At 63.1% G+C, this 22,492-nt stretch carries 17 protein-coding genes, 1 pseudogene and 1 riboswitch; of the genes and pseudogenes, 15 read left to right on the forward strand and 3 right to left on the reverse strand.

The features are described 5' to 3' along the window. Window positions 1–18 precede the first annotated feature (18 nt). Window positions 19–1,020: a glycine betaine ABC transporter substrate-binding protein gene (locus RWJ89_RS10620; protein WP_206118613.1), complete on the reverse strand. Its 1,002-nt coding sequence runs from the start codon at window positions 1,018–1,020 to the stop codon at window positions 19–21. A gap of 639 nt (window positions 1,021–1,659) precedes the next feature. Between RWJ89_RS10620 and RWJ89_RS10625 the strand changes: the two genes are divergently transcribed. The 3 genes and pseudogenes from RWJ89_RS10625 to RWJ89_RS10635 all read left to right on the forward strand — a co-directional run bounded on the left by RWJ89_RS10625 (window position 1,660) and on the right by RWJ89_RS10635 (window position 5,420). Then, window positions 1,660–3,114: a cobyric acid synthase gene (locus RWJ89_RS10625; RefSeq protein WP_132609799.1), complete on the forward strand. Its 1,455-nt coding sequence runs from the start codon at window positions 1,660–1,662 to the stop codon at window positions 3,112–3,114. Between the two features lie 104 nt (window positions 3,115–3,218). Then, a pseudogene (locus RWJ89_RS10630) lies at window positions 3,219–3,990 on the forward strand (SDR family oxidoreductase). 170 nt (window positions 3,991–4,160) lie between these two features. Beyond that, the gene (locus tag RWJ89_RS10635) at window positions 4,161–5,420 is read left to right on the forward strand and encodes an adenylate/guanylate cyclase domain-containing protein (protein ID WP_207919075.1); all 1,260 of its coding nucleotides are present in this window, start codon (window positions 4,161–4,163) and stop codon (window positions 5,418–5,420) included. 28 nt (window positions 5,421–5,448) lie between these two features. On the opposite strand, the gene RWJ89_RS10640 is transcribed toward RWJ89_RS10635, so the two are convergent. Further along, window positions 5,449–7,239: a chloride channel protein gene (locus RWJ89_RS10640; protein ID WP_132609073.1), complete on the reverse strand. Its 1,791-nt coding sequence runs from the start codon at window positions 7,237–7,239 to the stop codon at window positions 5,449–5,451. A 254-nt stretch (window positions 7,240–7,493) separates the two neighbouring features. Further along, window positions 7,494–7,890, forward strand: a riboswitch (cobalamin riboswitch). A 332-nt stretch (window positions 7,891–8,222) separates the two neighbouring features. Here RWJ89_RS10640 and cobU point away from each other — a divergent pair. From cobU to RWJ89_RS10700, 12 genes are all read left to right on the forward strand, one after another. Continuing rightward, window positions 8,223–8,747: a bifunctional adenosylcobinamide kinase/adenosylcobinamide-phosphate guanylyltransferase gene (cobU, locus tag RWJ89_RS10645; protein WP_077978435.1), complete on the forward strand. Its 525-nt coding sequence runs from the start codon at window positions 8,223–8,225 to the stop codon at window positions 8,745–8,747. Window positions 8,748–8,751: 4 nt separating this feature from the next. Continuing rightward, a complete protein-coding gene (gene cobW / locus RWJ89_RS10650; RefSeq protein WP_077978434.1) occupies window positions 8,752–9,801 on the forward strand; it encodes a cobalamin biosynthesis protein CobW in 1,050 nt (349 codons plus the stop codon). Between the two features lie 4 nt (window positions 9,802–9,805). After that, window positions 9,806–13,942 (forward strand): cobaltochelatase subunit CobN, encoded by a 4,137-nt coding sequence (gene cobN, locus RWJ89_RS10655; protein WP_222061059.1) that lies wholly within the window; start codon window positions 9,806–9,808, stop codon window positions 13,940–13,942. 3 nt (window positions 13,943–13,945) lie between these two features. Then, window positions 13,946–14,581, forward strand: a complete 636-nt coding sequence (cobO, locus tag RWJ89_RS10660; RefSeq protein ID WP_316030904.1) for a cob(I)yrinic acid a,c-diamide adenosyltransferase — start codon at window positions 13,946–13,948, stop codon at window positions 14,579–14,581. A gap of 59 nt (window positions 14,582–14,640) precedes the next feature. Beyond that, window positions 14,641–15,060, forward strand: a complete 420-nt coding sequence (locus tag RWJ89_RS10665) for a cobalamin biosynthesis protein (protein ID WP_316030979.1) — start codon at window positions 14,641–14,643, stop codon at window positions 15,058–15,060. Between the two features lie 70 nt (window positions 15,061–15,130). Next, window positions 15,131–16,084, forward strand: a complete 954-nt coding sequence (locus tag RWJ89_RS10670; RefSeq protein ID WP_168284931.1) for a nucleoside hydrolase — start codon at window positions 15,131–15,133, stop codon at window positions 16,082–16,084. A gap of 326 nt (window positions 16,085–16,410) precedes the next feature. Next, complete coding sequence (gene cobA, locus RWJ89_RS10675; protein ID WP_221998035.1) at window positions 16,411–17,250, forward strand: uroporphyrinogen-III C-methyltransferase; 840 nt, start codon at window positions 16,411–16,413, stop codon at window positions 17,248–17,250. After that, a complete protein-coding gene (locus RWJ89_RS10680; RefSeq protein ID WP_221998037.1) occupies window positions 17,247–18,554 on the forward strand; it encodes a cobyrinate a,c-diamide synthase in 1,308 nt (435 codons plus the stop codon). Before cobA ends, RWJ89_RS10680 begins: the two co-directional genes overlap by 4 nt. Then, window positions 18,551–19,636, forward strand: a complete 1,086-nt coding sequence (locus RWJ89_RS10685; protein WP_222061063.1) for a threonine-phosphate decarboxylase — start codon at window positions 18,551–18,553, stop codon at window positions 19,634–19,636. Before RWJ89_RS10680 ends, RWJ89_RS10685 begins: the two co-directional genes overlap by 4 nt. Further along, entirely contained in the window at window positions 19,633–20,613 is a 981-nt protein-coding gene (gene cbiB, locus RWJ89_RS10690; RefSeq protein ID WP_316028623.1) for an adenosylcobinamide-phosphate synthase CbiB, read from the forward strand. The genes RWJ89_RS10685 and cbiB overlap by 4 nt, the downstream gene beginning before the upstream one ends. Window positions 20,614–20,706: 93 nt before the next feature. Further along, on the forward strand, window positions 20,707–20,907 hold the full coding sequence (locus tag RWJ89_RS10695) for an ECs_2282 family putative zinc-binding protein (protein WP_316030905.1): 201 nt from the start codon (window positions 20,707–20,709) through the stop codon (window positions 20,905–20,907). 139 nt (window positions 20,908–21,046) lie between these two features. Then, window positions 21,047–21,475 (forward strand): L,D-transpeptidase, encoded by a 429-nt coding sequence (locus tag RWJ89_RS10700; RefSeq protein ID WP_168321650.1) that lies wholly within the window; start codon window positions 21,047–21,049, stop codon window positions 21,473–21,475. 9 nt (window positions 21,476–21,484) lie between these two features. Here the strand turns inward: RWJ89_RS10700 and RWJ89_RS10705 are convergent, their stop codons facing one another. Further along, window positions 21,485–22,207, reverse strand: a complete 723-nt coding sequence (locus RWJ89_RS10705) for a Crp/Fnr family transcriptional regulator (RefSeq protein ID WP_222061066.1) — start codon at window positions 22,205–22,207, stop codon at window positions 21,485–21,487. Window positions 22,208–22,492: the final 285 nt, after the last annotated feature.

Here is a 22,492-nt window from a genome sequence, read left to right on the forward strand (position 1 = left end):
TTGATCGTGTTTTGGCCGTTATAAGCTCGCCTTGATCTTCTCGGCTACATCGGCCGGCACCCATTTCGTCCACAGACTCTCGTAATTGCGAAGGAAATAGATCGCGGCATCCTCGTTGCTTTCGCGGTTTTCGTCCTGCCAGGCGAGCACCTGGTTGATCGTCGCATTGTCCCATTTGCGGGTCTTGAGATAGGCCGTGACAGGTCCGGCACGGCTGGCGAAGGACCTGGTCATCAGTGTGAAGGCGCGCGAGACCGGGTAGGAGTTGAGCTCGGGCCTGGCGCAGCCGGCAACCGCGGTACAGCGGTCCCATTCATTCTTGTTGTGGCCGACGCCGAAGCTCAGGCGCGTCATGTCGTATTTGCCGAGGATGGCGGTCGGCGCCCAGTAATAACCGAGCCAGCCGATCTTGTTGTCGAAGGCGCGGGCAATCGACGAATCGAGCCGTTCGGGACTGCCGGTCTCGACGAGTTCGAAGCCCTTCTTGTCGGCGGCAAGCGCCTTGAACAGGTTGGTGGTCGATATCTGGCAGCTCCAGTCGGCGGGGCAGTTGTAAACTGCGCCTTTCGACGGGTCGTCCTCGGCGGGGAAGAGTTCGGGATGTTTTAGCGCGTCCTCGACCGAGCGGATGTCGGGGTGGGCGTCGGCGATAAATTTTGGAATCCACCAACCCTCGACGGCGCCGTCGGCCAGGATTTCGGCCCCCTGTACCAGCCGGCCGCTGTTGACAGCCTGATCGAGCAGGGACCTGACGGAATTGATCCAGTATTCCGAGGCGATGTCGGGGATGCCTTTCTCATTCATCGAGGCGAAGGTCGGCAGGGTGTCGCCATCGACGATGGTGACCGAGCAGCCGTAGCCTTTTTCCAGGATGATCTTGTCGAAACTCGCCGCAATGCCTGCTGAGGCCCATTTCATTTCGGCGATCGAAACGCTGCCGCATTCGGCGGCTTCGGCCGGCGCGACGGTAGAAAGAGCCGCGGCAAAGACGGCCGGAATCAGAAACGTCTTCATCGTCATTCCCCGAATTCTTCTTAGGCGGACGTGCAGCAGGCTCTGAAATTCACCGACAAATCTCTCCGGCACCCGAATGGAAAATGCCTGCCGGGGCGATACCGCAACAGGCTTTCCGGTTCATGGGCAAGCCATGTTCAACAATGGCGCGTTATGACGGAGCCTACGCGTTCGCTCGCAGAAATCAACCATCTTCTGCTCATGGTTGCGTGACTAAATTATTGAATTCGAAGAATTTATGTCAGCATTCCGAAATTGGCACCCTCGGGCGAAAAGCACGCTCTTGGCGACCGGCTGCGGATCTTCGGCAGAAATTTTGGCCAGAATGTCAAAAAAGATCAAAATTAACATTTGCGTAAGCCTTCAATAACTCTCCGGTAAGAATGTGCCGTTATCAGTTGGGTCGTGGCAGCAATGACCGCCGCTTCTCCGGTTCAGGTAGTGCGTACCGGAGAAAGCGAGCTTCGCCGTGTAAGGGCGAAGACGCCTGAGTTTTCGGCAAACCGCGCAGAGCCAAGGCCATGCGCGGTTTTCGCGTTTGTGTGGGAACGGGACTGGGGCCAGGTCTTGCCCCGGGCCAAGTCTTGACCTGGGATTGCCGCCCATTGTAGGCCTCGCCTGAACGAGAGGCGAATGCGGGCCACCATGGCAAGAGCGATCATGCTGCAGGGAACCGGCTCCGATGTCGGCAAGACGGTTCTGGTCGCAGGGCTCTGCCGGCTGGCGGCCAATCGCGGGCTGACGGTCCGGCCGTTCAAGCCGCAGAATATGTCGAACAATGCGGCGGTCGCCGATGATGGCGGCGAGATCGGCCGGGCGCAGTGGCTGCAGTCGCTGGCTGCGCGTACGCCATCCTCGGTGCACATGAACCCGGTGCTGCTCAAGCCGCAATCGGAAAACGGCAGCCAGATCATCGTGCAGGGCAGGGTGTTCGGACAGGCGAAGGGGCGCGACTACCAGCGGCTGAAGCCTGCGCTGCTCGGCGCCGTGCTCGAAAGTTTCGAAAAAGTGGCTGCGGGTGCCGATCTCGTTATCGTCGAAGGTGCGGGATCGCCAGCCGAGATCAATCTCCGGGCCGGCGATATCGCCAATATGGGCTTTGCGACGCGGGCCGGCGTGCCCGTCGTGCTCGTCGGCGATATCGACCGCGGCGGCGTCATCGCCTCGCTGGTCGGCACGCATGCGATCCTCGAGGATGGCGACCGGGCGATGATTGCGGGCTATATCATCAACAAGTTCCGCGGCGACGTCTCGCTGTTTGACGACGGCATCCGTGCCATCGAAGGTTTTACCGGCTGGCCGTGTTTCGGCGTCGTGCCGTGGCTGAGGGGTGCCGCGCGCCTGCCGGCCGAAGATTCGGCCGTGCTCGAGCGGCTGGCGAGGGGCGGGGCAGGCGCGCTGAAGATCGCCGTGCCGGTGCTGCCACGCATCGCCAATTTCGACGATCTCGATCCGCTGCGGAGCGAGCCGGATGTCGAGCTGGTCTTCGTGCGATCAGGCGAGCGGATACCTGCCGATGCGAGCCTCGTCGTGCTTCCCGGCTCGAAATCGACGATATCGGATCTCGCCGACTTCAGGGCTGAGGGCTGGGACCGCGATCTCCAGGCGCATGTCAGGCGCGGCGGCCGGGTGATCGGCATCTGCGGCGGCTACCAAATGCTCGGCCGCATGGTGCACGATCCGCTCGGCATCGAAGGCGGGACGCTCGAGACGCCGGGGCTTGGGCTGCTCGACATCGAGACCGAGATGGCGCCGGAGAAGACCGTGCGCAACAGCCGGGCTCGCTCGACCGAATATGACGCGCCGCTTGCCGGCTACCAGATCCATCTCGGCGTGACCCGCGGCCCGGATTGCAGTCGGCCTTCGGCAATCATCGACGGCGCGCCCGGCGGGGCGTTGTCGGCCAACGGCCGGATCATGGGCACCTATCTGCACGGGCTGTTCGGGAGTGACGCCTACCGCGCCCGGCTGCTTCAGAGCTTCGGCCTATCAGGCGAGCAGCGGAATTACCGCGAGAGCGTCGAGCAGGCGCTCGACGAGATCGCCGAGGAATTGGAACGTCATCTCGATCCACGCTGGCTGGCCGGCTTGTTCGGCTAAGCCGCACCTCGCACGATCATCGATGCCGTCGTTCGGCTATTGCCAAATTAGTTGACTGAGTCCATTAATTGTCGCGACGGACCCGGTTGAGAGCGACGAAAACTATGAGCATATTGGATAGATTTTCACTGGCAGGTCAGGTGGCGCTCGTGACCGGCGGCGGCCGTGGTCTGGGATTCGAGATGGAGTGCGCCCTTGCCGAGGCCGGCGCGCATGTCATCGTCAACGGACGCACGGCGGCGACGCTGGAAGATGCCGTCAGGACGATCCGTGCCGCGGGCGGCACGGCGGAGGCCCGCCGCATTCGATATCGCTGACCGCGAGGCACAGCGTGCTGCGATGGCGAATATCGACAAGGTCCATGGTCGTCTCGATATTTTGATCAACAATGTCGGCGCCCGCGACAGGCGGCCTCTGGCCGAATTCGATGATGATGCCATCATTGAGCTGCTGCGCACCGACCTGGCGGCGGCGATGACGCTGTCGCGCGACGCTGCCGTGCTGATGAAGCGACGCAATCACGGCCGCCTGATCGCGGTGACCTCGATCAGCGGCCATGTCGTCATGCCCGGGGACTGCGTCTATCCGGCGGCCAAGCAGGGACTGACGGGACTGATGCGCGGCATGGCGGTCGAATTCGGCCCGCACGGCATCACCAGCAATGCGATTTCGCCCGGCTGGTTTGCCACTGAGACGAACGCGGCGATGGCTGCAAACGAGGAATTGATGCCCTTCGTGCGCCAGCGCATCCCGGTTCAGCGCTGGGGACGGCCGGACGAGATCGCCGGCGCGGCGCTGTTTCTTGCAAGCGACGCCGCTTCCTTCGTCAACGGTCACGTGCTGACCGTGGACGGCGGCATGACAGTCAGGATGTGAGATATCCGCAAGCGCTGCGGCACCGTCTTTCATTTTTGCGGCACTCTTCACTGCTTCTCGTCGGAGCCGAATGACGGTAACGGCAGGTATCACTTGCTCTCAGCCTGCCTTGTGGTCGTCGCTGCCGGAATCCATGGCTAGAAATATCTGCCTGACTCGACTATTGGTTGATCTGGCAACGCCCCGGTTGGTCATCGCCGTCCATTTGCCCGATTTCCGACCATAAACTGCGTCGGTCATTTGGAGGTTCGGAAATTAACAATCATATTCAGTGGCTTATAGAACAAGGAATCACAGCTGAGCATATTGGCGAGCTGATAGCCGGATTGTGCGATCGGCTGATCGCGGATGGCTTTCCGATCTGGCGGGGAAGTATTGCGATGCCGTCGATTCATCCCATGTATGGCGGCGTCTCGGCCAACTTCGTGCGTGGCGGTGCGACCACGATCGAGAATGCCGAGTATGGCAGTGCGGCAGTGCTGAATTTCGAGAAGACCCCGATCTATTTTCTTTTGGGCCGCGGCGAAACGTCAGGTCGATGGAACATCGCCAAGGGTGAGGGTGTCGATGACTACCCGCAGCTTGCGGAATTCGCGCATGGCGGCGGCACGGATCACCTGGTCAGCCTGCTGGAGTTCCCGAAGGAGGCTGCGCTGCGCGGGGTCAGTCTGTCTCTCACAAGCGACAGGCCGGGCGGATTTTCTGACGACCAATTGGCGATCGTCGCGAAGCTCTTCCCGGCGCTGGGGCTGGCTTGCTATCGCATTGCGGCATCGAAAACCGCATCGGATATCCTTGCCGTCTATACAGGCGCCAAGACAAGTGCACGCATCCTTGCAGGCGATATTCAAAGGGGAAAGGGAGGGGCGATCAATGCTGCAATCCTGCTTGCGGACCTGAGAAACTTCACGGCGCTGACCGAGGTTTATCAGCCGGGCGAAATCGCCGGGTTTCTGAATGAACATTTCGAGCTGATCGGCTGGCATGTCGAGGAAAATTCGGGCGAGATCCTCAAGTTCATGGGCGATAGCGTGCTGGCGATCTTTCCGACCGATGCTGAAGACCCGCAAAAGGCCTGCATGGCCGCACTGGCTTCCGCAAGGAATATTCTAGAAGCCAACAAGGTGCTGAATGGTCAGCGGAGGAATGATGGAGGTCCTGACATCGGCGTCGATGTCGTGCTGCATCTCGGCGAGGTGTTCTACGGAAATATCGGCGCGCGCGGCAGGCTTGATTTCACCGTCATCGGCAGCGCCGTCAACGAGGCCTCGCGGCTCGAAAAGCTCTGCGGCACGCTTGAGCAAGACCTGCTGATGTCGGAGAGCTTCGCGACCACCTGCGCCGTGGCCTGCGAGTATATGGGTTCGTTTGAATTGCGTGGCGTTTCGAAGCGGGCCGACGTGTTCAAGCTCGCCGACGCCGTATCCTGAAGCGTCGATCCGGTCGGCGCGGCGACGCTCAGATCTCGCCTGACACTTCACGGCGGCGGCGGTCGAGTTCTTCGCTGTAGCGGCGCAGCGTATAGCTTTCGCTGAGCTGGCCGATCACCTTGCGTTCGATCAGGTTGTTGACGACGGCGAGCGCTTCGCTTTCGCTCTTGTCGAAGATCGCAGCCGCCTGCCTGGCATTCATCTGCGGCTGCAGGAAATCGTTGCGGTAGTGGATGAAATCGGCAAGCGTCTTGCCCTCGTCCTGGGCGTCGGTCGGGTTGGCGTAGATCTCCGGCACCAGCACGAGGCCCGTATATTTGTCGCTCTCCTCGACGAGGATGACGCGTTGGGTCGAACCGATCGGGAAGGCCTGCTTGAATTCCTCCAGCGAGATGCCCGCCCTTGCCGTTTTGACGTCGGCGCGCATCAGCTTGTCGACCGTCAGATTGCGTATCCAGCCGACGTCGTGGGCGCTGCGGATGCTTTCTCCGCGCAGGTGGAAGCGCCATGTGGCGAAGGAGTAGCCGAAGGTCGAACGCACGACGAGCGAGGAGGTGATGACGGCAGCGAGTACCAGCGCCGTGATCGGAAAATCGCCGGTGATTTCGAGCGCCAGGAACGTCATGGTCAGCGGCCCGCCGATGACGGCGACGGCAAGCGAACTCATGCCGACCACGGCATAGATGACGGGCGTCAGCGTCGCATCGGCGAAATAAGGGCCGCAATAGGCAAAGAGTTTGCCGAGCAGGGCGCCCATGAACAGCGAAGCGAAGAACAGCCCGCCCCTGAAGCCGGAGCCGATCGAGATCGCCGAGGCGAAGGATTTCAAGAGGAAGAGGCCGATCAGCGTCGGGATTGCCACGTCACGGGAAAGGTTGAGATGCAGCGCGCCGTGGCCGGCCGAGAGCACCTGCGGCGAGATCATCGCCAGCAGCCCGACGATGATGCCGCCGAGTGCCGGGCGGAAGGGTGGGGCGATCGAGCTCTTGCGCGCCAGCTCCTCGACAAAGGCGACGCCCTGCATGATCAGGATGCCGACACCAGCGCAGAAAGTGCCGAGCAGCAGCGCCGGGATATAATCGGCCGGCACGACCGAGCCGAAGCTGCCGATATCGATGGTGAAATCGCTGCCGGCGAGCAGTCTTGCGATCAGGGTGGAGACAAGGGCTGAGACAACGACCGGCGTCAGCGAGACGATCGTATAGGTGCCGATGATCAGCTCGAAAGCATAGAAGGCGCCGGTCAGCGGCGCGTTGAAGGCGGCGGCGATGGCGCCCGCCGCGCCGCAGCCAACGAGGGTGCGCAGGTCCGAGCGGCGAAGCTGCAGCTTCAGACCGAATTTCGAAGCGAGGCCGGCGGCAAGCTGGGTATAGCCGGCCTCCAGGCCGACGGAGGCGCCGAAACCGTTGGAGATCAGGTTCTGCACGGCAACGATGATGCTGTCGGTCAGGGACAGGCGGCCGCCATGCAGCGCATTGGCCTCGATCGGGTCGACCATCGGCTTCTTGCGCCGTTTCGCCAGCACGAAAAGCAGCAGGCCGAGCAGGGCGCCGCCGATGACGGGGGCGGTGAGCAGCAGCAGCTTGTTCTCGATCTCGGAGGAGCTCAATCTTTCGCTGTCGGCGATGCCGAAGACCAACTGATGCAGCTCGTTGGAGACGTAGCTCATGCCGGTGACGGCGAGACCCGAGATGATGCCGACGACGGCGCCCGCCAGCGACAGGCCGACCTCGCTGCGCCGGGTCAGAGCCCGCAGGCGTCCCGGATCGAAGAAAACGCGCAGCGCGCGGAAACGGCGCCGATCCAATTTCATAAGCATGGCAAGACAACTAGGCAGGGAGAGGCCCGGTCAAGGGCGAAGGCGCAGTCCGCTTGCGACGCAATTGCGGCGAAAACCCGGCGGGCGGGATAAATATTTGTGACGTAAGTCTCTGATAAATGACGATGTTTTAGGTAGAGTAAGTCGTGTTGGAGCAGGCCATACCGGGTGGCCGTCAACTGGTCGACCGCCGAGCCCGGTTGACTTCACCCCTGCGCTTGCCTAACCATCCCGATAACGGATGGTCGACTGACCATCCTGACATAACGGATGGTTCCGGATCGGTGTTACGCCCTTCCGGATGAAAAGGGAATGTGACGGGGCGGACCCAAGCCGGGCGCCTTCATCACAGCCGACCCCGCGACTGTAGAGCGGTCAGGGTCTTCCATCCGGCACTAAGCCCTTCCGGCTGACAGCTTGCAATAATGCAAGCGGGCGGGACAGGTGGTGTGCCGGAAAAGCCACTGGATATGCATGGTGATCAACCGGGGTCGGACGCCTCTCAAGTCTACGAATCGTCCACCTTTTCACTGATGCGGCCGGGAAGGCGAGGATGATCCGCTGGCACGATCAGGGCGACCGGTTTCCGGTCTGCCCCGATCGCGGCCGATAACCGCGAGCCAGGAGACCTGCCATGCGTGCCGGGCGAGAAGCCTAACCCTGGGCACTATGCCCGTTGCCAGCACGGAGGTTGTCTTGGCTGAACGATTGAATTCGGCGTGGCCTGGTGCGGCGCGACGGGGAGGTGCCTTTTCGGCACCTCTTGGCCCGGTGTGTTTGGGACGCACTTTCCTCTCCTCCCTCATTCCTGTGCTTGTCACAGGAATCCAGCGTGCCCAAGTCCTTGGGCACAGAAGAATCATTTCACGGGGGCATAGAGTCATTCACGGCGCGGACGCGCCGCGGCTGGATTCCTGTGACAAGCACAGGAATGAGGGAAGAGAGTGGGGCGACGCCGCGTTTCTTCTGGAGGCCGCTTGCGCATGACGGACGCCCCATCCAACACCGTCTTCATCCTCGGCGGCGCACGCTCGGGCAAATCCCGTTTCGCCGAAGACCTCGTCACGGCAACCGGCCTCGATCGCCACTATCTCGCGACCGGCCGCGCTTGGGACGAGGAGATGCAGGCGCGCATCGCCCAACACAAGGCCGACCGGGGTCCGTCCTGGACAACGCATGAAGAGCCGCTCGATCTGGTCGGCAAGCTCGCCGCCATCGACGGCGAAGTGCGCATCGTGTTGATCGATTGCCTGACGCTCTGGGTCACCAATCTGATGATGGAGGAGCGGAACATGGCGACGGAATTTGCCGCCCTTGCCGATTTCCTTCCCGCCGCGAAAGCGCGGCTCGTTTTCGTTTCCAACGAGGTCGGTCTCGGCATCGTGCCCGACAATCGCATGGCGCGGGATTTTCGCGATCATGCCGGCCGTTTGCACCAATCGATCGCGGCGAAGGCCGCCGAAGTTTATTTCATCGCGGCAGGCCTGCCGCTGAAAATGAAGGGTTAAGTCCATGAACCAGCAAAAAATTCCCGCAACCGTCATCACCGGCTTTCTTGGCGCCGGCAAGACGACGATGATCCGCAACCTGCTCACCAATGCCGGCGGCAAGAAGATCGCGCTGATCATCAACGAATTCGGCGATCTCGGCGTCGACGGCGACGTGCTGAAGGGCTGCGGTGCGGAGAATTGCACCGAGGAGGACATTATCGAGCTGACCAATGGCTGCATCTGCTGCACCGTTGCGGACGACTTCATTCCGACGATGACGAAGCTGCTCGAACGCGAACAGCGGCCCGACCATATCGTCATCGAGACTTCTGGTCTTGCTTTGCCGCAGCCGCTGGTCGCCGCCTTCAACTGGCCCGACATTCGCACCCAGGTGACCGTCGACGGCGTCATCACGGTGGTCGACAGCGCTGCCGTTGCCGCCGGCCGTTTCGCTGACGACCATGATGCCGTCGATGCGCGCCGCGCCGAGGATGAATCGCTCGATCATGAAAGCCCGATCGAGGAGCTGTTCGAGGATCAGCTGACCTGCGCCGATCTCATCGTGCTCAACAAGACCGACCTGATCGATGCCGCCGGCCTTGTCAGGGTACGCGACGAGGTCGCCTCCCGCACTGTGCGCAAGCCTGTGATGATTGAGGCGCGGAACGGCGAGGTGTCGGCCGGCATCCTGCTCGGCCTTGGCATCGGCACCGAGGACGATGTTGCCAATCGCAAGTCGCATCACGAGCTGGAGCATGAGGATGGTGCGCCGCACGACCATGACGAATTCGACAGCTTCGTCGTTGAGCTCGGACCCATTGCCGATCCGGCCGGCTTCATCGAAGCGCTGAAAGGCATCATTGCCGCCCATGACGTGCTGCGCCTCAAGGGTTTCGTCGATGTCTCGGGCAAGCCGATGCGCCTGCAGCTCCAGGCCGTCGGCAGCCGGATCGACCATTATTTCGACCGCGCCTGGACGTCTGGCGAAAGGCGCGCCACGCGCCTCGTCGTCATCGGCCTGCACGAAATGGATCAGGACGCGGTGAGAGCGGCGATCGAAGCGCTGGCCTAACGCGATGCATCTGCTTCTGGCTCAACAGGGAACGATCAGCGACGGCGAGGAGGCAATCGACCTTGGGCAGACGCCGGGCGACATCCTGTTCCTGTCGGCGGCCGACAGCGAGCTTGCCGCCATCGCAACCGCCCATCGCGAGCGCGGGGCGGGGCCTTCGCTCCGGCTCGCCAGCCTGATGAGCCTCAAGCACCCGATGTCGGTCGACACCTATGTCGAGCGCACGGCGCGGCATGCCAAGCTGATCATCGTGCGTGCGCTCGGCGGTGCCAGCTACTTTCATTATGCGCTGGAGGCGCTGCATGCGGCAGCAGCGCGCGCCGGTGCGCTGATCGCGGTGCTGCCGGGTGACGCCAGGCCGGATGCGGGGCTGGTGCCTTTCTCCAACATTCACCTCGACGATCTCAACGCGCTCTGGGCCTATCTGATCGAGGGTGGCGATGCCAACGCGCGGGCGTTTCTCGACTATGCCGAGGCGATGCTGTCTGGCGTGGAGAAGCCGGCTCCGGCCGTGCCTTTGATGAAGGCGGGCATCTGGTGGCCGGGGCGCGGGTTGATCGGGGTTGAGGAGTGGCGGCGGGTTGTTGCGGAGGTGTCTTCGCGCGTGGTGCCCGCCTTATCCGCCGAGCTCGAGATACCCCCCTCTGTCCTGCCGGACATCTCCCCCACAAGGGGGGAGATTGGCAAGTCGCTAAGGCTTCCCAAAAAAGAAACGTTGGAGGCTGCCGCACTTTCGTCCGAAGAGATGGAGCGAGACCTCTCATCCCTGATCTCCCCCCTTGTGGGGGAGATGTCCGGCAGGACAGAGGGGGGTACTACGAACTCGACGCAACAGGCACCTCCCATCGTCGCCATCAGCTTCTACCGCGCCCTCGTCCAAAGCGGCGAGACCGGGCCGATCGAAGCGCTCGTCGAGGCACTGGCCGCACTCGGCCTCCGTCCGCTGCCGATCTTTGCCTACAGCCTCAAGGATCCCATCTCCACAGGCATTCTCGAAAGCGTGTTTTCGACGCTGAAACCCGATGTCGTCATCAACACGACGGGCTTTGCGGTCTCCGCACCGGGTGCGGACCGGCAGGCGACGGTGCTGGAGGCGAATGAAGCGATCGTGCTTCAGGCGATCCTGTCGGCCTCGTCGAGGGAGGCATGGCTCTCTTCCTCACAAGGCCTGTCGGCGCGCGATCTCGGCATGAACGTGGCGCTTCCCGAGGTCGACGGCCGGGTGCTGGCGCGGGCGATCTCTTTCAAGACGGCGGCGCGCTACGATGCTGCCGTCGAGACCAATATCGTCGCCAGCCAGGCCGAGGCCGGCCGGGTGCATTATACGGCGGAGCTTGCCGCCAATTGGGCACGGCTGCGGAAGACTTCCGCCGGCGACCGGCGCATCGCGCTCGTCATGGCGAATTATCCGAACCGCGACGGTCGACTTGGCAACGGCGTCGGCTTGGATACGCCGGCCGGCACCATAGAGGTGCTTCGCGCCATGCGGGCGGCGGGTTATCCGGTCGCCGAGATTCCGGCCGACGGGGACGCGCTGATCCGCCACCTGATGGAAGGGCCGACCAATTCCGGTTCCGACGGAAAGATCATCCGCGAGACGCTTTCTCTGAGTCGCTACAACGGCTTCCTGGAATCTCTTCCCAATAAGATTCAGGATGAGGTGAGAGCCCGCTGGGGCAGCCCGCAAGACGATCCGTATTTTCGCGAGGGCGTCTTCGCCCTGCCTTTCGCCCGTTTCGGCGACTTACTCGTCGGCATCCAGCCGGCGCGTGGCTATAATATCGATCCGAAGGAAAGTTATCATTCGCCGGATCTCGTGCCGCCGCACGGCTATCTCGCCTTCTATGCTTTCCTGCGCCGCGAGTTCGGTGCCCATGCCGTCATCCATATGGGCAAACACGGCAATCTCGAATGGCTGCCGGGTAAGGCGCTGGCGCTGTCTGAAAGCTGTTATCCCGAGGCGATCCTCGGTCCGCTGCCGCACCTCTATCCCTTCATCGTCAACGATCCAGGCGAGGGCACGCAGGCCAAGCGCCGCAGTGCTGCCGTCATCATCGACCACCTGACGCCGCCTTTGACGCGGGCCGAGAGTTACGGGCCGCTGAAGGATCTGGAGGCGCTGGTTGACGAATATTACGAGGCCTCCGGCGGCGATCCCCGCCGCATCCGTCTGCTCAGCCGTCAGATCCTCGATCTCGTCACCGATATCGGCCTCGACCGTGATGCCGGCATCGCCAAGGACGAAAGCGAGGGCGAGGCGCTGAAGAAGCTCGACGCCTATCTCTGCGACCTCAAGGAAATGCAGATCCGCGATGGACTGCATGTGTTCGGTGTGTCGCCAGAGGGGCGGCTGCTGACGGACCTCACCGTGGCTTTGGCGCGGGTGGCGCGCGGGCTGGGTGAGGGTGGGGATGCGAGTTTGCAGCGGGCGATTGCGGTGGATGCGTTCGGAAACGCCTCACCCCTTCGCCAGGTAAAAAACCCCTCCCCAACCCCTCCCCACAAGGGGGAGGGACTTACCTCCGCGCTTGCGGCAGACTCAGTTGCCAAAGCTGATGTTGAGACGGCGCATCCTGCAAGCCCCTCCCACCTGTGGGGAGGGGTTGGGGAGGGGGCTTCTTTCGACCCTCTCGACACCGACATGGCCGCCGTTTGGACCGGACCGCGACCTGAGATTCTCGCCGATATCCTCGATGCCCCATGGCGAACCAACGGAGATACCGTCGAGCGCATCGAACTGCTGGCGGCAAAGTTCGTTTCCGGTGAAATGGAGTGCCCGACCCTCTGGTCCCAAAGCAGATTGGTGCTCTCCGAGATCGAGATCCGCCTCAAGCCCTCCATCCTCGCCTGCGGCTCGGCCGAGATCGAAGGATTGCTCAAAGGGCTCGACGGCCGCTTCGTCGCACCCGGACCCTCGGGTGCGCCGACGCGCGGGCGGCCGGATGTCTTGCCAACGGGCCGCAATTTCTATTCGGTCGACAGCCGCGCCGTGCCGACGCCGGCGGCCTACGAGCTCGGCAAGAAATCCGCGGAGCTGCTGGTGCGCCGTTATGTGCAGGATCACGGCGAATGGCCTGTCTCCTTCGGGTTGACGGCCTGGGGCACGTCAAACATGCGCACCGGCGGCGACGATATCGCCCAGGCCCTGGCGCTGATCGGCGTCAAGCCGCTCTGGGACATGAGCTCGCGCCGTGTCACCGGCTACGAGATCATTCCGCCGGCGATGCTCGGCCGGCCGCGCGTTGACGTAACGCTCAGGATCTCCGGCTTCTTCCGCGATGCCTTTCCCGAGCAGATCGCGCTGTTCGACAAGGCGATCCGCGCCGTGGGCGCGCTGGAGGAGGATGCTGCCGACAATCCCATTGCCGAGCGCATGCGCGGCGAGGCGGCAAGGCTTGCGGCTGCCGGTCTTGATGAAGTCTCGGCAAAGCGCCGGGCGGCCTACCGCGTCTTCGGCTCGAAGCCCGGCGCCTATGGCGCCGGCCTGCAGGCGCTGATCGACGAAAAGGGCTGGGAGCGGCGCGCCGATCTCGCCGAGGCCTATCTCGTCTGGGGCAGCTATGCCTATGGTGCCGGCGAGGAGGGCAAGGCCGAACGCGGCCTGTTCGAGGAGCGGCTGCGCTCGGTGCAGGCTGTGATCCAGAACCAGGACAATCGCGAGCATGACCTGCTCGACAGCGATGATTATTACCAGTTCGAGGGCGGCATGGCGGCGGCGGCCGAACAGCTCGCCGGCGCGCGCCCTTCGATCTATCACAACGACCATTCCAGACCGGAAAAGCCGGTGATCCGCTCGCTGGAGGAGGAGATCGGCCGGGTCGTGCGCGGGCGCGTCGTCAATCCGAAATGGATCGCGGGCGTCATGCGTCACGGCTACAAGGGCGCTGCCGAGATCGCCGCTACGGTCGATTATCTCTTCGCCTTTTCGGCGACGACGGGCGCAGTCGGCGAACATCATTTCGAGGCCGTCTACCAAGCCTTTGTCGCCGATGCCGGCGTGCGCGACTTCATGATCGAGAAGAACCCTGCGGCATTCGACGAAATGAGAGAGCGGCTGTGCGAGGCGATCGAACGCAGCCTCTGGACGCCGCGCAGCAATTCGGCCCGGTTCCACCTGGCTGCAAACAACAGAATGAGGTGAGCTATGAGTGACGAGATCCCGGAAAACGAAACCGGCAAGGATGATGCACGCCACGCCGAGAAAATGGCGAAGAAGAAGGCCGCGCGCGACAAAATCATGGCCACCAAGACGGATGGCAAGGGGCTGATCATCGTCCATACGGGCAAGGGCAAGGGCAAGTCCTCGTCTGCCTTTGGGATGATCTTCCGCCACATCGCCCATGGCAAGCCGTCTGCCGTCGTGCAGTTCATCAAGGGCGCGATGTGGACCGGCGAGCGCGACCTGATCGAGAAGCATTTCTCCGATCTCTGCCAGTTCCACACGATGGGCGAGGGTTTTACCTGGGAAACGCAGGATCGCGCCCGCGATGTCGCCGCAGCCTCCGCCGCCTGGGAAAAGGCCAAGGAGCTGATCCGCGACGAGCGCAATTCCATGGTGCTGCTCGACGAGATCAATATCGCGCTTCGCTACGACTATCTCGACACCAACGAAGTCGTCGCCTTTCTGAAGAGCGAGAAGCCCCATATGACGCATGTCGTGCTGACGGGGCGCAACGCCAAGGAAGAATTGATCGAAATCGCCGATCTGGTGACCGAGATGGAGCTCGTCAAACACCCCTTTCGCTCCGGCATCAAAGGGCAGCCGGGTGTGGAGTTCTAAACATCCGGGACTTGTTGATGTCGATAGTGCGCGAAAACCTTGGTGGTGGGGCGTTCATCATGGGTGAAGTGAAATTCGACGCCGTCCGGCGCCTCGTCCTCGGGCTCGGCTGCGAGCGCGGCACGCCGGCACAGGAGGTGTTGGCGCTAGCCGAACAGGCGCTTCGCGAGGCCGGGGTCAGCTGGGAGGCCCTTGCGGCCGTCGCCTCGATCGATAGCCGCACGAACGAGCCCGCGGTGCTTTCAGTCGCCGCCCATTTCTCTGTGCCGGCGGTATTCTTTGCCGCCGGGCGGCTGGAAGAGGAGACGCCGCGGCTCGCGAATCCCTCCGCGATCGTCTTTGCCCGCGTCGGCTGCCATGGTGTCGCCGAGGGTGCGGCGCTGGCTGCGGCGGGGCCGGATGCCGAGCTTGCTGTCGCCAAGATCAAATCTGCACATGCGACGGCGGCAGTGGCCCGCAGCGGGTTGCAGAAAGCCTGATCGGCGTTATGTTGGCGCCAATTCGCGGCGCCGTCCGGCAGCCTCACGGTTCACATCTAGAGGATATCTCATGCACAAGGTCATTTATGACACCGACCCTGGCGTCGACGACGCCATGGCGCTTCTCTTCCTGCACCGTCATCCCGAAATCGACCTTCTCGGCATCACCACGGTCTTCGGCAACGCCTCGGTCGAGACGACGACGCGCAATGCGCTCTTCCTCAAGAGCGAGTGGAATATTCCGGCACCCGTTTCCAAAGGCGCCAGCGTCACCATCGATTCCGCGCGCGCGGAGCGGCCATGGCCGGCCATGGTGCATGGCGATAACGGTCTCGGCGATATCGACGTGCCGGAGACGGTCGACCTGCCGCTCGATCCGCGGCCGGCGTATCGCTTCATCATCGACACGGTGCGCGCCCATCCGGGCGAGGTACGCCTCGTCGCCGTCGGCCGAATGACCAATCTGGCGCTGGCACTGAGGGAAGACCCCGAGATTGCGACTCTGGTCAAGGACGTTGTCATCATGGGCGGCAACTTCTATGTGCCGGGCAATGTCTCGCCGGTCGCCGAGGCCAATATCCACGGTGATCCCGAGGCTGCCGACATCGTCATGACCGCGCCCTGGAAAGTCGCCGTCATCGGCCTCGACGTCACCGCAATCACCACGATGAGCCGCAGCTATCTCGGCGAGATGGCGGCTAGGGGCGACAAGGCGGTCAAGCAGCTCGACGCACTCTCGCAGTCCTACATCGATTTCTACAGCCATGCGGTCGAAGACGGCATGATGGTGCATGACAGCTGCGCCTGCGTCTATGCCGTGGTGCCGGAGCTGTTCTCGTCAATATCGGGTGCGGTGCGTGTCGTCTGCGGCGGCATCGCCGATGGCCAGACGATCGTCAGGCCAGATGCACGGCGTTTTCCGCCTGATGACGCCTGGGACGGCTTGCCGAGCCAGATCGTCTGCACCGGCATCGAGTCGGACAGGGTCCTGGACCTCATCCGCAATACGCTGCTTGCAGCCTGACAAGCTCGAAGGCTGGCAACATCGACAGGCCTCGTTCTTTAGTCGGCGTCATCCTCGGCCTTGTGTGTGCCGAGGATCTGCTGCACCGGCTGCAGATGCTCGGGACAAGCCCGAGCATGACGAAAGAGAAGTTGGCCGACTTTGTCAGCAGTCCGTGCCGTGGCTGGCCGTTCGGGTAATATTCTAATATATTCATATTGTTGCGCGGCTTTTCTGCGTAATCGAATCCGACACTTCACGAAGTGAGTCACGATCATCTCAGCAACTTCAAGTGAGGTGACGAGCGCGGCGTTGACCTTGCCCTTTGCGGGGCCTAGATCAGCAACATGATCGATGCCGCATTCTCCCATCTTCCGGCGCTTGAGCCGGGCAGCGTCTGGCTCGTCGGCGCCGGTCCCGGCGATCCTGGGCTTTTGACGCTGCTCGCCGCCAAAGGGCTTTCCGAGGCTGACGTCATCGTCCACGACGCGCTGGTCAACGAGGAATGCCTGGCGCTGACGCGGCCGGAAACGCTGGTGGAATATGCGGGCAAACGCGGCGGCAAACCTTCGGCGAAACAGCGCGACATCTCGCTGCGGTTGGTGGAGCTGGCGCGCGCCGGCAAGCGGGTGCTGCGGCTGAAGGGCGGCGATCCCTTCGTGTTCGGGCGCGGCGGCGAGGAGGCGTTGACGCTGGTCGAGCACAATATCCCCTTCCGCATCGTGCCCGGTATCACCGCCGGTATCGGCGGGCTCGCCTATGCCGGCATTCCGGTGACGCATCGCGACATCAACCATGCCGTGACCTTCCTTACCGGCCATGATTCCTCCGGCATCGTGCCCGACAGAATCAACTGGGAGGCGATCGGCCGAGGTTCGCCCGTCATCGTCATGTACATGGCGATGAAACATGTCGCCGAGATCAGCGCCAATCTCATCGCCGCCGGCCGGCTGCCGACCGAGCCCGTCGCCTTCGTCTGTAATGCCGCGACCGGCCGGCAGCAGGTGCTGGAGACGACGCTTGGAGAGGCGACGGAGGCCGTTGCCGCCTCCGGCCTGGAGCCGCCGGCCGTGGTCGTCGTCGGCGAGGTGGTGCGGCTCAGGGCCTCGCTCGACTGGCTCGGCGCCCTCGGCGGACGGCGCCTGCAACCCGATCCATTCCGCCGTTCCGGCAAGGTGACGGCATGAGCGGCCTCCTGATCGCAGCACCTTCCTCCGGCGCCGGCAAGACGACGGTGACGCTCGGGCTGCTCCGGGCGCTGCGCCGGCGCGGCATCGCGGTCGCGCCCGGCAAGGCCGGCCCTGACTATATCGATCCCGCCTTCCATGCGGCAGCGAGCGGCACGCTCTGCCTGAATTTCGATCCCTGGGCGATGCGCCCGGAGTTGATCTCGGCCAATGCCGCCCTTCACCGTTCCGGCGACCGCATCCTCGTCATCGAGGCGATGATGGGGCTTTTCGACGGCGCGGCCGACGGAAAGGGAACGGCGGCCGAACTCGCCACTCAACTGGGGCTTTCCGTGGTGCTCGTCGTCGACGCCTCGCGCATGTCGCAGTCAGTGGCGCCGCTGGTTGCCGGTTTTGCCGGCTTCCGCGCCGATGTCCGCGTCGCCGGCGTCATCCTCAACAAAGTCGGCAGCGAACGGCACGAGGCGATGCTGCGACAGGCGCTGGAGGCTATCCGCATGCCCGTCATCGCCGTCATCGGCAGCGACAAAGGGCTTTCCCTGCCGGAACGTCATCTCGGGCTCGTCCAGGCCGGCGAACATGCGACGCTCGACAACTTCATCGACCATGCGGCGGATGCGGTCTCCGAGGAATGCAATTTCGAATTCCTGCTGCGCATTGCAAAGCAGGGGCTCAACCGGCCATCGGCCGCCAATATCGACCGGCTGCCGCCGCTGGGCGCACGCATCGCCGTGGCGCGCGATGTCGCCTTTGCCTTTTCCTACGAGCATATGCTGCTCGGCTGGCGCCGCCGAGGTGCTGCGATCTCCTTCTTCTCGCCGCTCGCCGACGAGGCGCCGGCTTTGGATGCCGACGCGATCTATCTGCCCGGCGGTTATCCCGAGTTGCATGCCGGACGGCTCGCCGAGGCGCAGAATTTCCGCGCCGGCATGCTCGATGCGGCAGCGCGGGACATCCGGATCTATGGCGAGTGCGGCGGCTACATGGTGCTCGGCGACGGGTTGATCGACGCGGAGGGCAAGCGCCATCAGATGCTCGGCCTGCTGCCCGTCGTCACGAGCTATGCCGAGCGCAAGCGCCATCTCGGTTATCGCCGTGTTGTGCCGCTCGACGGCGCCTTTTTCGCGCGGATGATGACGGCCCATGAATTCCACTATTCAACCGTCGTCTCCGAGGGCGAGGGCAAGCGGCTTTTTCAGGTGCAGGATGCGCTCGGAACCGATCTGGGGGCTGCCGGGCTCCGGCGCGACCAGGTAGCGGGCTCCTACATGCACCTGATCGATCTCGCCGGAGCTGCCGGATGAGCGCACCGATCGCCCATGGCGGCGGCATCACCGCCGCTGCCGCCGCCTTCGGTGGTAGGCCGGAAGACTGGCTTGATCTTTCCACAGGCATCAACCCGTGCCCCGTCGCTCTGCCGGATATTCCGGCAAGAGCCTGGCATCGCCTGCCGGACCGGCATCTTTTTGATGAGGCAAGGCGTGCAGCGCGTGACTACTATGGCAGCGGTGAGATCCTGCCGCTGCCGGTGCCAGGTACGCAGTCGGTCATCCAGCTTCTGCCGCGTCTCGTTGATCCGAGCGGACGGATCGCCGTGACGGACAACAGGGTCGCCGTGACGGACAACAAGATTGCCGTGGCGGACAACAGGGTCGCCGTGACGGACAACAAAATTGCCGTGGTATCGCCGACCTACGGCGAATATGCCCGCGCCTTCGCCTCTGTGGGGTTTGCCGTCGATGCGGTCGGCGATATTGCCGCGATCGGCGGTGGGCATCGGTTGGCTATCGTCGTCAATCCCAACAATCCCGATGGGCTGATATGGCCGACCGAAACGCTGATTGCCCTGCATGACAGGATGAAAGCAGCGGACGGGCTTCTCGTCGTCGATGAGGCCTTCGGCGATACTGATCCGGCGCCGAGCCTTACATCCCGTGCGCCGCAGCTTTCCAACCTCATTATCTTTCGCTCCTTCGGCAAGTTCTTCGGGCTTGCTGGCCTGCGGCTCGGTTTTGCGATTGCGCGGGACGATATTCTTGCGCGTTTCGACGACTGGCTCGGCCCCTGGGCGGTCTCCGGCCCGGCTCTTTCGATTGCAGGTTCGCTGCTGCGCTCGGACGTTTCTCCGATTCGCGGCCGCATCGATGAGCGCTGCGCCGGCCTGCATACCGTGCTGGAGGGCGCCGGGTTGCAGATTTCAGGAGGGACGGCACTCTTCACCCTTGTCGCCGATGCGAGGGCCGGCGACATTTACACGCATCTCTGCCGCCATCATATTCTCGTCCGCAAGTTCGACTATGCGCCGGATTGGCTGCGTTTCGGGCTGACGCCTGACCCGGCGGCAGACAGGCGGCTTGGCGAAGCCCTTCAGAGATTTGAGCGATGACGATCGACGAAAACCTTCTCGTACTGCTGCTGGCGCTGCTGCTTGACCGTATCGCCGGCGATCCGCAATGGCTGTGGTCGCGGATGCCGCATCCCGTCGTCATTTTCGGTGCAGCGATCTCCTATGCCGACCAGCAGCTCAACCCGGCAAGCCTCACGGGCTCGCAACGCCGAATGAACGGTATCGCCGCCATCATGGCGCTGCTTCTTTTGGCGGTGGCCGCAGGCTTCGTGTTCAACCGGTTCTTCGCGCTGTTCGGCCTTGCCGGCATCTTGCTGGAGACCGGGCTGGTGGCGATCTTCCTGGCGCAGAAAAGCCTTGCCGATCACGTCGCGGCCGTCGCCGTCGCCTTACGCGACGAGGGGCTTGCCGGCGGGCGGACCGCCGTTTCCCGCATCGTCGGACGCGATCCCGAGACGCTGGACGAGCCAGCCGTCTGCCGCGCGGCGATCGAAAGCCTTGCCGAGAATTTCTCCGACGGCGTCGTGGCGCCGGCGCTCTGGTATGCCGTCTTCGGCCTGCCAGGGCTCTTCGCCTACAAGATGCTGAACACGGCGGATTCGATGATCGGCCACAAGTCGGAAAAATACATCGACTTCGGCTGGGCCGCCGCCCGCCTCGACGATATCGCCAACTGGCCGGCCGCCCGGCTCTCCATCCTGCTGATCGCTGCCGGCGCCTGGATCCGGCGGGGAACAAGCGCCGGGCGCGAGGCGATCCGGGTGGCGATGCGCGACGGGGCCTTGCACCGCTCGCCGAATTCCGGCCGGCCGGAGGCGGCCATGGCCGGCGCGCTGAATGTCCAGCTCGCCGGGCCGCGCATCTATGGCGGCGTCATCGTGGCCGAGCCGATGATCAACGACACCGGCCGCGACGTGGCGACCTCAGGCGACATCGAGGACGGCGTATCGGTGTTCTACGCCAGCTGCATGGTGCTCGCCGGTGTGACGTTCGGGCTTTTCTTGTGTTTTCTGTAGAGGCGGCACGGTACGACCACGCCTCGGTAGACAGCTCCCACTCAAACGTTTATGCGAAACGCCTCCTACCTCCACCAGACCGGAAGCAGAGCGATGACAGTTCAGATTGAATTACCGTGCCCGAAGTGCAAGAGCACCAAGATGAAGTTCCAGCGTCCCGAGATCCGGGAGACCGACATCATCACCTGTGCCGCCTGCGGCCATAATCTCGGCACCATGGCCTCGATCCGCGAGAAGATGAACAAGGCCTACCAAGGGCTCAATCAGGCTGGGGCGAAGCGCAAGCTTCAATAAGCCTGCGGCGCACCCGCTTGCTGCCATGCGCCGTTAAAATTGTGATTACCATTCGGATTAAAGCAATCTAATAAGTATTGCCGTAGTCTCTCTTTCGTGAGGGCGCAATTAAGCTGCGTGTGTTCGAAGAGGGGCTATGATGAAGACGATTTTGGCGGCTGCGGCCGCAAGTTTATTGCTGCAGTTTTCTCCTGTTGCCGCTCAGGCGGCAACGCTGATCGCCAATATCAGCATCGGCAAGCAGACGATGACTGTTTCCGAGAACGGCTTCGTCAAGTATCGCTGGAAGGTTTCGACTGCGCGCAACGGCTATGTCACGCCGACCGGTTCGTGGAGCGCCAAGTGGCTGTCGCGTGATCACCGCTCCAGGAAATACGACAATGCGCCGATGCCGTATGCTGTGTTCTTCAACGGCGGTTATGCCGTTCACGCCACCTTCGACCTGAAGCGCCTGGGCCGGCCGGCCTCGCATGGCTGTGTTCGCCTGCATCCGGACAATGCCGCCCAGTTCTTCTCGCTGACGCGGCAGGCCGGCCTTGCCAATACCCGCGTGGTCATTACGCGCTAACCGAACGGGTTATGCGCTGATCATCCGTTCCAGCTCATCCATGTCATGGACGACGATATGCCGGTTGTTCTCGATGCGGATCACGCCCCGCTTGCGCAGCTTGGTCATCTGGCGGCTGACGGTTTCGATCGTCAGCCCCAGGAAATCGGCGATCTCGGCGCGGGAGAGCGGCAGGTCGAAGGCGGTGCTCGTGGGCGTCTGCGGTTCGGCATGGGTGGCGATGAGGTGGAGCAGGCTTGCGACCTTTTCCTGCGCGGTGCGCCGGCCGAGCGTCAGCATCCATTCGCGCGCGGCATCCAGTTCCCGCAACGCCTGACCGTGCAGGCTGCGCTGCAGTTCCGGTGTCTCCGATATCATGCGGTCCAGCAGGTTGCGCGGGAAGACGCAGATTTCGGCATCGGTCGCGGCTTCCGCCGAGAGCGTGCTTTCGCGCACGAAGGGCCTGCCGACGAAATCGGGGGCGAATTGCAGGCCGACGATCTGCTGGCGCCCATCCGGCATGACTTTGCAGAGCTTCACCACGCCGCACATGATATTCGAATAGAACGAGCTTTCCGACCCTTGAGCGATGATCTCGCCGCCGGCATCGACCTTGCGGCGCAGCGAGTGGCGGCCGAGGTCCTTCAATTGAAGGCTCGACAGTACGCCGCAAACGACGCCGTGCCGCGCCTGGCAGGAACGGCAGGCGACGGGGATGCCAACCTCGAGAACCCCACTGTGTGCGACGTCCATACCCTGATCCCTTCGAAATCCGCGTGTGCCGGGCGTAGCTGCGCATGCCAGGCATACCGTAGACGATTACGCCGCGATTGCGGGTTCGGCTATCCCGATTTCTTCCAGCGCGGCTTGATGATTATCAATTTTGCCGGGATCGCGAGTTGATCCAGATCAAAGTTTCCATGCCATGGCTACGCCCGAAGCGCTTGCGCCGAGAAGAGGCCGTCCGCGGGTTTGATTCGGAGGGCTTCTTCGCCCGGTGGGCGAACGGGTTTTCTGCAGCGGCATCGTCTCGCGCCC

The organism is Rhizobium sp. 10PS4 (assembly GCF_032464805.1).
Taxonomy (GTDB): Bacteria; Pseudomonadota; Alphaproteobacteria; order Rhizobiales; family Rhizobiaceae; genus Rhizobium; species Rhizobium laguerreae.